The sequence below is a fragment of the Bradyrhizobium algeriense genome (assembly GCF_003062295.1).
Classification (GTDB): Bacteria; Pseudomonadota; Alphaproteobacteria; order Rhizobiales; family Xanthobacteraceae; genus Bradyrhizobium; species Bradyrhizobium algeriense.
In genome coordinates this window covers 1-12,814 of record NZ_PYCN01000019.1, presented here as the reverse complement: position 1 = coordinate 12,814, position 12,814 = coordinate 1, and the positions used below count along the sequence as shown (strand labels likewise).

The following is a 12,814-nucleotide window of genomic DNA, read 5'->3' as shown; positions in this document are numbered from 1 at the left end:
GTGGGGGTCATTTTTCTTTAAGCTGAAGGCGGCATCTTTGAGTGTGCCTTCGGCGTGAAGTTCGGGCGGGTCTGACTGATGTCCACCAAGCGCTGCTATTACGAAACCCTGGAAGTCGATCGGAACGCGGACGAGTCGAAGCTCAAGGCAGCGTTCCGCAAGCTGGCGATGAAATGGCATCCGGACAAGAATCCGGGCGACGCCACCAGCGAAGTGAAGTTCAAGGAAATCAACGAAGCCTACGAAGTCCTCAAGGACGGCGACAAGCGCGCCGCCTATGACCGCTACGGCCATGCCGCGTTCGAGCAGGGCATGGGCGGCGGCGGCCCCGGTTTCGGCGCAGGCTTCGCCTCGTCATTCTCCGATATTTTCGAAGACCTGTTCGGCATGGCCGGGCAGCGGCGCAGCGGTGGACGCGAGCGCGGCGCCGACCTGCGCTACAACATGGAAATCACGCTGGAGGAAGCTTTTCAGGGCAAGACCGCGCAGATCGAGATTCCGGTCTCGGTCACCTGCGAGTCCTGTTCGGGCACCGGCGCTAAGGCCGGCACCAAGCCGAAGACCTGCTCGATGTGCGGCGGCGCCGGCCGGGTCCGACAGGCCCAGGGCTTCTTCACGCTGGAGCGGACCTGCCCGGGCTGTCAGGGCCGCGGCCAGATGATCGAGGATGCCTGCCCGAATTGCTCTGGCTCGGGACGCGTGACGCGCGACCGCACACTGTCGGTCAACATCCCGCAGGGCGTCGAGGACGGCACCCGCATTCGCCTGGCCGGCGAAGGCGAGGCCGGCGTCCGCGGCGGGCCGCCCGGCGATCTCTATATTTTCCTGTCGCTGGCCACCCACGAGTTCTTCCAGCGCGATGGCGCCGATCTGCATTGCAGGGTTCCGATCTCGATGGTTGCGGCCGCCCTCGGCGGCGAATTCGAGGTCCCGACCATCGACAAGGGCAAGACCAAGGTGAAAGTGCCGGCCGGGACTCAGTCCGGCCGCCGTTTCCGCATTGCATCAAAAGGCATGCCGGTGCTCCGCTCGCGCCAGACCGGTGACATGTATGTCCAGGTCATGGTCGAAACACCGCAGAATCTGACCAAGAAGCAGCAGGAATTGCTCGCCGAGTTCGAAAAATTGTCGTCCGGCGCCACCCAGCCGGAAGCAGCGGGCTTCTTCACCAAGGTCAAGGACTTCTTCGGCAACCGCGCGGGCTCCTGAGCCTGCGCGCACGCGCGGCTGCGCGAAGCGCAGTTCTCGCACCGCAGTCATGATTCATTCAGCTTGCACAGGGTCTTATCGCGGGATCGCGGGCACTTTGGCGCGGCCGACACGTTACCGTTTGGCTTGACCATATCGCCGTCGACCTATACGTGTTTATGACCGTTTTCTGACATTCCCGCTCGTTAGCGGGTCCCGCCTGGTAGCGACATGCCTTTGCAATCGTCCGTGCGTGCGTTGAAGAAGCCTCTCCGTCTCGACGATGAGGTTCGCTTCCTTCGTTCATGGATCGAAAAGCCGCTGCACATGGGCGCGGTGATGCCGTCGAGCAAGCTGCTCGCCCGGACCATGGCGCAATATGTCGACGTCGAGTCCAAAGGACCGGTGATCGAACTCGGCCCCGGCACCGGCGCGATCACCAACGCGCTGATCGAACATGGCGTCGACCAGAAGCGGCTGGTGCTGGTCGAATACAATCCCGGCTTCTGCGCGCTGCTGCGCGACCGTTATCCGCAGGCCAAGGTGGTGCAGGGCGACGCCTATGCGTTGCGCGCCTCGCTTGACAAGGTGCTGGATGCGCCGGCCTCCGCCGTGGTTTCCGGCCTGCCGCTCGTGACCAAACCGATGCTGACGCGCCTGAAACTGATCCGCGACGCCTTCATGGCGCTCGCGCCCGGCGCTCCGTTCGTGCAGTTCACCTATTCGGTCGCGCCGCCGATCCCGAAATCGCTGCCGGGCGTGTCCACAGAAGCCTCCGAGCGGATCTGGATGAACCTTCCGCCCGCGCGGGTCTGGGTTTATCGCAAGGGCTGATACCTGCTACGTATTCGCGTTGGCAGGGTTGCCCCGAATACGAATTCAAATATGTCCGCACTGAAAATCCTCGTGATCCCGGGATCGCTCCGATCAGGCTCGCTCAATGCGAAGCTGGCCGCCGTTGCCGCGCATGCGCTGGCGCGGGAGGGCGCCGAAATCACCCGCATCTCGCTGTCAGACTTTCCGCTGCCGATCTATGACGGCGACCTGCAGGCCAAATCGGGCGTACCGAAACACGCGGTCAATCTGAAGCGGATGATGGCGGCTCACCATGGCGTGCTGATCGTGACGCCGGAGTATAATTCCTCGGTGCCGGCGCTGGTGAAAAATACCATCGACTGGGTGAGCCGGGTGCAGGACGCGCACGAGACCCGCGGGCAGGTGTTTCGCGAGCGGGTGTTTGCGATCGCGTCTGCCTCCGGCGGGCGGCTCGGCGGCGCCCGTGCGCTGGCCGCGCTGCGGCTGATCCTGTCGGCCTGCCATGCCCAGGTGATCCCGAACCAGCTCGCGCTGCCGTTTGCCGACGATGCCTATGACGAGATGGAACGCCTGAAGAATGCCGCCGACAGCGAGGCGCTGAAAGCGCTGGTGCGGCAATTGATCGACGTTTCCCAACGCATGATGTGAGGTGACATGCAGCCAGCCGTTATCGCGCCGAAAGACCGCCTGATCGTCGCGCTCGATTTGCCCGGGGTGGCCGAGGCGGAAGCGATGATTGCGCGGCTCGGCGACAGCGTGAGTTTCTACAAGATCGGCTATCAACTCGGCTATGCCGGCGGCTTGCCGCTGGCGCAGCAATTGGCGAAATCCGGCAAGAAGGTCTTTCTCGATCTCAAGCTGCACGACATCGGCAACACGGTGGCGCGCGGCGTCGAGAGCGTGGCAAAACTCGGCGCGACTTTCCTCACCGTGCACGCCTATCCGCAGACCATGAAGGCGGCGGTCGAGGCGCGCGCCGGATCGGGCTTAAAAATTCTCGCCGTCACCGTGCTGACCTCGTATGACGACGGCGACCTGCATGCCGCGGGCTATCGGCTCAACGTCTCCGACCTGGTCGAAGCGCGCGCCCAGCAGGCGCAGGTGCTCGGCGTCGACGGCCTCGTCAGCTCGCCGGAGGAGGCGGCGGCGCTGCGCAAGATCGTCGGCCACCAGATGAACCTGGTGACGCCAGGCATCCGCCCGGCGGGGTCCGCGACCGGCGACCAGAAGCGCATCATGACGCCGGCGCGCGCCATCGCCGCCGGCGCGGACTATCTTGTTGTCGGGCGGCCGGTGACCGAAGCTGCCGACCCGAAGGCGGCGGCGGACGCCATTCAGGCGGAGATCAAGCAAGCGTTGGCATAGTCAAACCAGTGAATCAAGAAACGGGAGAGTGAGATGGCGAAGGGATACTGGATCGGTCGCGTCGATGTCAGCAATGATGAGGGCTACAAGCCCTACATGGCGGCCAATCCGGCCATCTTCCAAAAATTCGGCGGCCGCTTCATCGTGCGCGGCGGCAAGTTCACCGCGGTGGAGGGTCAAAGCCGCTCGCGCAACGTCGTGATCGAATTCGACAGCTACGAGGCCGCGCTGGCCTGCTACAATTCGCCGGAATACCAGGCCAACATCAAGGTGCGCCAGCCGCACTCAATCGCCGATCTCATCGTCATCGAGGGCTATGACAGCCCGCAGCCGTGAGTGAGTGTTACTTTGTTCGTGATCTAGACAGCTCGAGGCCAGCGTCAAGGCGATCGGTTCGGCCGGCGGAAGCCGCAATTTCGCGCGCTTCGCGGAGCCCATCGCATCAAGAAATATGTGCAAATATTTCCGATTTTGCCTGGCCCATCGGTTTCTGTCGAAAATAGCAAAATAGCTGACAGTTAAGCCTGCAGCGAGCGCGGCTCTGCGCGTCAACGTCGGCTACCTGACATTTCTTTTGTCCCCAAATGGGGATTGCGACGCTGCCTCGCCTTCATCCAAGGTTGCCTCCATCGAACCCCGCATCGATCGTGGATTCCCCCTCGATCGTGATGGAAATCGAGCCAACACAAAACACACAAATCCCGATGTGCATGACGGGCCGCGAGCGGACCCGCATCTCGGACGGCTGTGCGTAAAGGAGTAGCTTCATGGCACTTATCGATGGAACAGCAGGCAATGACGTATTAGTTGGCACGCCGGATCCCGATGAGATCAACGGCCTGCAAGGCGATGACACCATAACCGGTTTGGCTGGTGCCGACCTTGTCAATGGCGGCGCAGGTGACGACGATATCGATGGCGGCGCCGACAACGACATCCTGAACGGCAATGCCGGCATCGATACGATCGCCGGCGGCGATGGCGACGACGAAATCAACGGCGGCGCGGGAGATGATTTGCTGTCAGGGAACGCCGGCGTCGACGCGATCCACGGTAACGCGGGCGACGATAGTATCGACGGCGGAGCTGACAACGATGTGCTCGATGGTGACGCCGGTGACGACACCATCCTCGGCGGAGCTGGTGATGACACCATAAACGGCGGCGCGGGCGTCGATACCCTCTCTGGTGAAGCCGGCAATGATACGCTGAATGGGAATGCCGGCGACGACACATTGAACGGCGGCGACGGCGATGACACGCTCAACGGCAACGTTGGCGATGATACCCTGAACGGCGATGCAGGAATCGACACGCTGAATGGCGGTCTCGGCAACGACACGCTCAACGGCGGCGCGGATGACGACATCCTGAACGGCGGTGTCGGCAACGACACGCTGAACGGGGAAGCTGGCAACGACACGCTCAATGGCGGCGCGGATGACGATATCCTGAACGGCGGCGTCGGTGACGACATCATGTTCGGCAACGCCGGCGATGACACCTTGGACGGTGGTGACGGCAATGACGCGATGTCCGGCGGCGTCGGTGCGGACGAACTTGCCGGTGGCGCAGGCGACGATCTGCTGGAAGGCGATGCCGGAGATGATACGCTCGCGGGCGGTGCCGGTATTGATTTGCTCAATGGCGGGGACGGAGACGATACCCTCGCCGGCGACGCAGGCAACGACGTCCTGAACGGTAACGCGGGCGACGATGAGTTGGACGGCGGCAACGGTGCCGACGTACTTAACGGCGGTCTCGGCGACGATATGCATACAGGCGGTGCAGGCACCGACACGCACAATTTCGGCGACAACACTGCCACCAACTTCGGCGACGATGAAGTCACCGACCTGAGCTTTGCTGACGGCGATGAAGTCAACGTCGATGCCGATCCGGCGTTCGATCCAACCACCATCGTGGTGGTCGACGACGGCACCAACACGACGCTCGACTTCGGCTTCGGCACCATCACGCTCGACGGCATTACGGGTGGCGCCGGAACGGAATTCGATTCGATCGCCGACATCAACGCTGCCGCAGGTTATGACGCTATCCAAGTCGTCTAACATCCAATAATTCAGCGGGGTGGCTGCCGGGCCGCCCCGCTCCGGCCTTCTGCAATACTCAGTTAGTGATAGTGCCGGCCACTCATGTATTTGCGTAATCGTTGTGAAACCTCAGCGTCTGCTCAAAGGTCGCTGCTTGGATTGATTCCGGGACGATCCGCGTTGGCGTGGATCGCCGCCTTTAGCGTGTCCATCAACGTGCTGCTTCTGGTCCTGCCGCTCTATTCCATTGAAGTGTTCGATCGAGTGATCAGCAGCGGCAGCGTCGAAACGCTTGTCGGCCTCACCATCATCGCTGCAACCTCCCTTGTCTTCGGCGCTGCGTTCGACACCCTGCGCAGCCGGCTGCTCAGTCGCTTCGCCGTCAGATTCGAGCGGCATCTCGCTCCCATTGTGCTCGAAAGCACGATCGTTGATGCCACCAACCGCGGCGACGGGGGCAGGACGCACGATCTTGCCAGGGTGCGCGAGTTGAGGACGTTCCTGTCCAGCACAACGGTTGTAGCGCTGCTCGACGCTCCCTTTCTTCCAGCATTCATTCTCATCCTCTTCTTCCTGCATCCCTGGTACGGCGTGATCGCGCTGATCGGAACGGCAATTATGCTCACCATGGGCATCGCGAGCCGCTGGATTGCCCGCGCCGAAATCGCACAGGCGTACCAGGCCGCACAGAAGACCCAGGCTACTCTTGACGGAATTGTCCGGCATTCCGCCCTGGTGCGCGCGATGGGCTGGACCAGAGGTGCGATTCGCGAATTCATGGACCTCAACGACCAGGCCTTGTCGCCTGTGGTTCGAGCCAGCGAGCGGGTTTATGCCATCGGCGCGGTGGCGCGCATGGTGAGAACGATATTGCAGGTTGCCGCAATCGCCGCAGGTGCCTGGCTCGTGCTTCAGAACGAAGTGCTGGCGGGCAGTCTGATTGCGAGCTCGATCCTGATCGCCCGCACACTGCAGCCGATGGAGGGCCTGATCTCGGCATGGCGCGCTCTTGCATCCGCGCATGAGGCCTGGAAGCAGGTTCAGGCAGCCGCAGTTCCGATGCTTGTTCGAGAGAGGCGTACGCTGCTGCCGTCCCCCTCCGGGAGGGTCGAAGTGAAGCGGGTGACCTATCGGATGGCCACGGCGCAGCGCCCGATCCTCGCAGGCGTCACGTTTGAGTGCCAGCCTTCCGAGATTGTTGTCGTCATCGGCCCGACTGGCGCTGGAAAATCGACCTTGCTGCGTCTGATGGCGGGGCTGGAACGACCGAGCGGCGGCACGATCCGGCTGGACAGCGCAGCCCTGCATGACTGGGACCCCGAGCAGCTTGGGCAGTTTGTTGGCTATCTTCCTCAGGAAGTGCAGCTGCTGGGCGGCACCGTGGCCGAAGCCATCGCCGGCTTTGACGACCAAGCGCGGGACGAGGACATCGTGGCCGCGGCCACGCTCGCGCAGGCGCATGAGATGATCCTGTCTCTGCCGGCCGGCTACCAGACCGAGATAGGACGCGACGGTAACAAGCTTTCTGGTGGTCAGCGCCAGCGTATCGGTCTTGCCCGCGCGTTCTTTGGCAATCGCAAATTGATCCTGCTGGACGAGCCGAATTCCAATCTCGACCCGGACGGCGAGCAAGCACTTTGCTCCGCCATTGAGCTGGCCAAAGCGCGCGGCGCGACGCTGGTGATTGTCACCCACCGGCCCCGACTATTGACCATCGCCGATGCAGTGCTCCTCTTGAGGGATGGCGCGCAGCTCGCCTTCGGGCCGCCTGCTGAAGTTCTTCGCCTGCCTGTCACTTCATCCGTGTCGAAGCCGCACGTAATCCGGCATCAAGCGGAACCTCAGAAACTGACCGTGAGGGGAACTCCTCGATGACTCAGGGGCCGGATTATCCAGCCGTCGTTTCCCGCAAGGAACGACCGCGATCCGATATAGGGCGGATCATCGGATGGGGATGTGTGCTGCTCATTCTGCAATTTTGCGGCTTCGGCGTGTGGGCCACGACGGTTCCGCTTCGCGGCGCGGTTGTTGCGCCAGGCGTCATAAAGGTTCATTCGAAGCGCAAGGCAGTCCAGCATCTCGAGGGAGGGATAATAAAGTCAATTCACATCAGGGAAAACGATCAGGTCACGACCGGCCAGCTCATCGCGCGGCTTGACACCACGCAGATCGAAGCAACCCTTGGCTCGCTCGAGACAAAATATTTTGCGGCTCTCGCGATGGAGGCGCGGCTGGCGGCGGAACAGACCCGCGCCGAATCGATCTTGTTCCCCGACGAACTGAAGCAGAACGTGAGCCATACGTCGGCTCGAATTGCCATGCAGACACAGGAAGCCGAGTTCGCAGCACGGCTGGCCGCGATCGAGAACGAGCGTAAGATGATCGATCAGCAGATGCTGCAATTGACGGACTCGATCCGAGGCCTCGAAAGCAACACCAAAGGTGTCGAGCAACAACTCAAGTTATTGCAAGAAGAGATAGCCGATACGAGCTACCTTCTGGCAAAGGGCCTCGCCCGAAAGCCACGCGTGCTGGCCTTGAAACGAGCCGAAGCCGAGGCCAGCGGACAGATTGCCCGCAACTCGGCATCGGTGGCGGAGATGAGAGGCAAAATGGCGGAGCTGGAGGACAGGCGTCGGCAGCTCGGCTTCAATCAGAATCAGGAAACCGCCAAGCAGCAGCATGCGACGAGCGAGGCCATTGGCGATCTTCGACATCGAATTGCCGCGTTGCGCGATCAGCTTGGCCGGTCTGAATTGCGCGCCCCGGAGAGTGGGAAGATCGTTGGCCTCAACAGCAGGGATCTCAGCGCCGTGCTTGCACCCCGCGAAACCCTCCTGGAAATAGTTCCGACGGAAGATCGGCTTGTCATCGAAGCGTCATTGAAGCCAATGGATCGGGAAGAAGTTCATGCCGGACAGACCGCGCGCGTGCGGGTTCACGCGCTGAATATTCGTCGTCGGCCCATACTCGCTGGAAAAGTCGTGGCCGTGGCGGCAGACGCGCTGACCGACGCCAAGAGTGGCGTTACCTCTTACATGGCGGAAGTGGAGCTCGATATCAACGCGCCGACCTCCTCGTATCTTTCGTCATTGCTACCCGGAATGCCCGTTGAAATATTTGTTGAAACGGGAGAACGAACTTTTGCGCAGTATCTACTGCAGCCGATGGAACTACGCATCGACCGCGCGTTTAGGGAGCACTAGGCCGCCGGCATGAGTCCGGCTGCACCAGTATTGCGGGAGGCGCCCATGCATGAGAGCAGCAAAGCATTGCCCTTCAGGCAGAATCGATTTCGCGTCAATCACGCTGAGTGCGGCGAGCCTTTTCAGGACGCCGACGAGCCGCATATAGGACAGGCTGCGGAGCAAGGTCGAAACCAAAGTGCAATGGAATACTTTGGCAAGGCTGTTGCCGAGCTTTTCGATTGCAAGAGTTGCTACGTCGCGGTCATGTCGTGCGCGGGCGGGTCAGAGATTGAAGAGTTTCGGATCGGACACGCCACAATCGATCCGTCATGCTCCACGACCGTCGCGCGAATTGCCCGCAAGGGCGCTGGCGCCGATTGCTCTCTTCTCGAACCCGTCAACGCGCGCACCGCTTTTGTGCGGAAGTTGATCGGCTCCGAGCCAGGAACAAATAGTCATTCCGTCATAGGGAGGTTTTCCTCTCGCGACAGGTCAACTATAGTGTTTGTCGCGGGATGGCGGCAGACCGCGCTCGCTCGGGCCGAAATCCCCTGTCTAGCGCGCGCGGTGCGTACGGTTTGGGAAACCGCGCATTCCCTTGCCCAGCGGTCACCGGATCAGCATCCAGACGCAGAAACATGGCTGGAAAAGCTGGCTTTTCCCGCCCTCGTCGTTGACGAAGACCTGCATGTTCATGAGGTAAATCAGGGTGGACGGGCGCTGCTGGCAAAGGGCGACCTTATCAGGGTGGATGGCGGCACCCTCGCAGGGTCCAGCGGACCGGTAACCGAGAATTTGAAGGAGGCAATCCGGGAGGCGTTGGCCCCGCGGCCCGGCCAGGTTTGGCTGAACACAACGGTGCCTCTCTCAACGGAGCGTCAGCAGTTTGCCTTCGCCAAGATCGGCGCCGCACCAATGCATTGCGACGCGGGAAAAGCGTTGGTCATCGTGCCGCAATTCGATGAGGTGCTGGGGGCACACCGTATTGCCTCCGCCTTCGGCCTGAACTGGGCCGAAGAGCGGATCATTACCCGGATTCTTCAGTTCCAAAGTCCACGGGACATCGGTGCTGACCTGCGGTTGACCGAGGCAACCGTCAGAACCTACACCAAGCGCATCATGCTTAAACTGGGGATCAATCGGCAGGCAGAGTTCTTTCTGCTCTATCATCTCACGCAATCGCCGTTCGGCGCCGGGACGCGCGACAAGGCCGTCGGCGCAGCGTCCTCGGATTGCCGCTTGAACGGCGACAGTGAGGTTGACCTTGACACGGCCGGCAGGCGGCCGCTGGACTGATGCTCAAGCCACTTACGATGGCTCGGGAATCCATGCGCCGAGCGGCTTTTTCTCGAACTTTTGCCTTGGCGGCGACACTTGGCCTTTCTTCTGGCCTTTCTTCCGAGGTGATCGCCCAGGGCATTCAATTGGGGATGCCAATCGCCTGCGAACCTGGCCGCACCTGCTACATCCAGAATTATATTGATGCCGATCCGTCAGCATCAGCGCGAGACTTCAAGTGCGGTACCCTGACGTATGACGGCCATAACGGGACTGACTTTCGCTTGCCGTCACTGGCGTCGCAAAGGGCGGGCGTGGAAGTCCTCGCTTCCGTAAGTGGTCGCGTTCTTCGCACCCGAGGCGATGCGCCGGACGGCGTCTTTAGCAAATCTGCGCGCGAAGCCGTTCGCGATGTCGAATGCGGCAACGGCGTTGTGATCGAACATGCGGAGCACTGGGAAACCCAGTATTGCCATATGGCCAGCGGCAGCCTGGTGGTGAAGCCCGGCGACGTGGTTAAAGCCGGGCAGCCGCTCGGCCGCGTAGGTCTTTCAGGACTGACCGAATATCCTCATCTGCATTTCACGGTCAGGCACAATGGGGCGGTCGTCGATCCTTTCGCCTATGGCGCTGCCGCCGGCTCATGCGGTAGCGGCGAACCGCTGTGGCACCCCGCGCTTCACGCGCAACTCGCCTATCAGGAGCGAGCCGTTCTAAACGCCGGCTTCGCGAGCGGTCCGGTGACGATGGAATCCATCGAGGATGGAAGCGCGGACAAGGAAGTGCCGTCCGCCGGCGCAGCGGCGATTGTCGCTTTTATTCGTGTTATCGGCCTGAAGACGGGCGACGCTCAACAACTGGCGATCAAGGACCCGCTCGGGAACGTCATCGCCGAAAATCGAGCGCCACAGCTTCAGGCGAACAAGGCGCAGTACATGTTGTTTACCGGCAGAAAGCGTCCGGCGACCGGCTGGGATCGTGGCACCTACAAGGCCACGTATGTTGTCGAGCGCGACGGCCGGGTCGTCCTGAAGAAAGACATGGAACTCACTCTCTAGTGGCGAGGGGCGGCCGATCTCCGGGGCATCTGGTTCGATCCGGCGGACAGGGCGCCGACAATACGGATCATCGCCGGATCGAAATATCAGGGACAGGATCGCTGTCCTGCTTGCCCCCTCGCTCGTCCGGAGCCCGGTCCGCATGGTCGCTCGGAAGCCTCAGATGGCTGCCTGATTGGTTGCCGGAACGGCCTCGTCCCGCTATAGGGCGTAAAGAGGTGAAACCATGGCCGATATGCGATTGATCGTTGCGGGGGCCGGCGGCCGGATGGGCCGCGCGCTGGTGCGCGTCATTTCGGAAACGCCGGGCGCGGTTTTGACCGGTGCGCTGGAAGCGCCGGGCTCGGAACTTTTGGGCAAGGATGCCGGCGTGCTCGCCGGCCTGCCGGAGAACGGCATCAAGCTTTCGGCCGACCTGTGGACGCTGTCGGCCAATGCCGACGGCATTCTGGATTTCACCGTCCCTGCGGCGACCATTGCCAATGTTGCGATTGCCGCCCAGCGCGGGCTCGTGCACATCGTCGGAACCACCGGCCTGTCGGCATCAGACATGGCCGTGATCAAGAGTGTTACCGAGCGCGCGGTCGTGGTGCAGTCAGGCAATATGAGCCTCGGCATCAATCTGCTCGCTGCGCTGGTCAAGCGCGTCGCGCAGTCGCTGGACGAAAGCTTCGACATCGAAATCGTCGAAATGCACCACAAGGCCAAGATCGACGCGCCGTCGGGCACCGCCTTCCTGCTCGGCGAGGCCGCTGCCGCCGGCCGCGGCGTCGACCTGCACGCGCGCTCCGCACGAGGCCGCGACGGACATACCGGCGCGCGCCGGCCGGGCGATATCGGCTTTGCGAGCTTGCGCGGCGGTACCGTTGTTGGCGATCACAGCGTGATCTTCGCTGGCTCCATGGAGCGCATCGAACTGACCCATCGTGCGGAAGACCGGACGATGTTCGCGCAAGGTGCGGTGAAAGCCGCGCTGTGGGCGCACGGCAGGAAGCCGGGCTTCTATACGATGACCGATGTGCTCGGGCTGGCCGACTTCTAGAAATCGAACAACGGAAAATCCACTCAATGAGCGAACGTCTTCTTGTGCTCGTGCGTCACGGGCAGAGCGAATGGAATTTGAAGAACCTGTTCACCGGCTGGAAGGACCCTGACCTCACCGAACAGGGTATTACTGAGGCCAAGGAGGCCGGCCGCAAATTAAAGGCGCAAGGGCTGACGTTCGACGTTGCCTTCACCTCGGACCTGACGCGCGCCCAGCATACGCTGAAGCTGATGCTCGCCGAGATCGGGCAGACCGGACTGCCGACGACGAAGGACCTCGCGCTCAACGAACGCGATTACGGCGACCTCTCCGGGCTCAACAAGGATGACGCCCGCAAGAAATGGGGCGAGGACCAGGTGCTGGTCTGGCGCCGCTCCTACGACGTGCCGCCGCCCGGTGGCGAAAGCCTGAAGGACACGCTGGCGCGCGCGCTGCCGTATTACGTGCAGGAGATTTTGCCCGGCGTGCTGCGCGGACAACGCACGCTGGTCGCCGCCCACGGCAATTCGCTGCGCGCGCTGATCATGGTGCTGGAGAAGCTCACGCCCGAGCAGATTTTGAAGCGCGAACTCGCAACCGGCGTGCCGGTGATCTACCGGTTGAATGCGGATTCGACGGTGGCGACGAAGGTCGATCTGGCGGCGTGAGTTTGGGCGTGTAGGATGGGTGGAGCGAAGCGATACCCATCATGGCTCTAGGTGGTGTGGACTCTAAGGATTCCCATTTAGGGGCAAATCAGATTCAAGACTGCTTTTGGGGAGGCAGTCTTGGGTGTGATGGATCGGTTGGTTTTGAGCGACGCGGCGTGGGAGCGGATGGCGC

12 protein-coding genes are annotated in these 12,814 nt (G+C 61.9%); all 12 read left to right on the top strand.

Translation table 11 applies throughout. The annotated features are described in order from the left end of the window. Positions 1-78 precede the first annotated feature (78 nt). The 12 genes from dnaJ (at position 79) to C7G61_RS28465 (ending at position 12,639) form a co-directional block, all read left to right on the top strand. Positions 79-1,209 (top strand): molecular chaperone DnaJ, encoded by a 1,131-nt coding sequence (dnaJ, locus tag C7G61_RS28520; protein ID WP_108520021.1) that lies wholly within the window; start codon positions 79-81, stop codon positions 1,207-1,209. Between the two features lie 210 nt (positions 1,210-1,419). After that, positions 1,420-2,022 carry a class I SAM-dependent methyltransferase gene (locus C7G61_RS28515; protein WP_108520020.1) on the top strand — a complete coding sequence of 201 codons (603 nt, stop codon included), beginning with the start codon at positions 1,420-1,422 and terminating at the stop codon, positions 2,020-2,022. Between the two features lie 51 nt (positions 2,023-2,073). Beyond that, positions 2,074-2,652 (top strand): NADPH-dependent FMN reductase, encoded by a 579-nt coding sequence (locus C7G61_RS28510; RefSeq protein WP_108520019.1) that lies wholly within the window; start codon positions 2,074-2,076, stop codon positions 2,650-2,652. A 6-nt stretch (positions 2,653-2,658) separates the two neighbouring features. Continuing rightward, complete coding sequence (pyrF, locus tag C7G61_RS28505) at positions 2,659-3,369, top strand: orotidine-5'-phosphate decarboxylase (RefSeq protein ID WP_108520018.1); 711 nt, start codon at positions 2,659-2,661, stop codon at positions 3,367-3,369. A 33-nt stretch (positions 3,370-3,402) separates the two neighbouring features. Continuing rightward, complete coding sequence (locus tag C7G61_RS28500) at positions 3,403-3,705, top strand: DUF1330 domain-containing protein (protein WP_108520017.1); 303 nt, start codon at positions 3,403-3,405, stop codon at positions 3,703-3,705. Positions 3,706-4,136: 431 nt separating this feature from the next. Further along, a complete protein-coding gene (locus tag C7G61_RS28495) occupies positions 4,137-5,441 on the top strand; it encodes a calcium-binding protein (RefSeq protein WP_108520016.1) in 1,305 nt (434 codons plus the stop codon). Positions 5,442-5,603: 162 nt separating this feature from the next. Then, positions 5,604-7,298 carry a type I secretion system permease/ATPase gene (locus C7G61_RS28490; RefSeq protein ID WP_244608513.1) on the top strand — a complete coding sequence of 565 codons (1,695 nt, stop codon included), beginning with the start codon at positions 5,604-5,606 and terminating at the stop codon, positions 7,296-7,298. Between the two features lie 83 nt (positions 7,299-7,381). Continuing rightward, positions 7,382-8,629 (top strand): HlyD family type I secretion periplasmic adaptor subunit, encoded by a 1,248-nt coding sequence (locus tag C7G61_RS28485; RefSeq protein ID WP_244608512.1) that lies wholly within the window; start codon positions 7,382-7,384, stop codon positions 8,627-8,629. Positions 8,630-8,674: 45 nt separating this feature from the next. Next, on the top strand, positions 8,675-9,907 hold the full coding sequence (locus C7G61_RS28480) for a helix-turn-helix transcriptional regulator (RefSeq protein WP_244608511.1): 1,233 nt from the start codon (positions 8,675-8,677) through the stop codon (positions 9,905-9,907). Next, on the top strand, positions 9,907-10,947 hold the full coding sequence (locus tag C7G61_RS28475) for a M23 family metallopeptidase (protein ID WP_244608510.1): 1,041 nt from the start codon (positions 9,907-9,909) through the stop codon (positions 10,945-10,947). Before C7G61_RS28480 ends, C7G61_RS28475 begins: the two co-directional genes overlap by 1 nt. Before the next feature lie 226 nt (positions 10,948-11,173). Then, the gene (gene dapB, locus C7G61_RS28470) at positions 11,174-11,989 is read left to right on the top strand and encodes a 4-hydroxy-tetrahydrodipicolinate reductase (RefSeq protein WP_108520011.1); all 816 of its coding nucleotides are present in this window, start codon (positions 11,174-11,176) and stop codon (positions 11,987-11,989) included. A 26-nt stretch (positions 11,990-12,015) separates the two neighbouring features. Further along, entirely contained in the window at positions 12,016-12,639 is a 624-nt protein-coding gene (locus tag C7G61_RS28465; protein WP_108520010.1) for a 2,3-bisphosphoglycerate-dependent phosphoglycerate mutase, read from the top strand. Positions 12,640-12,814 lie beyond the last annotated feature (175 nt).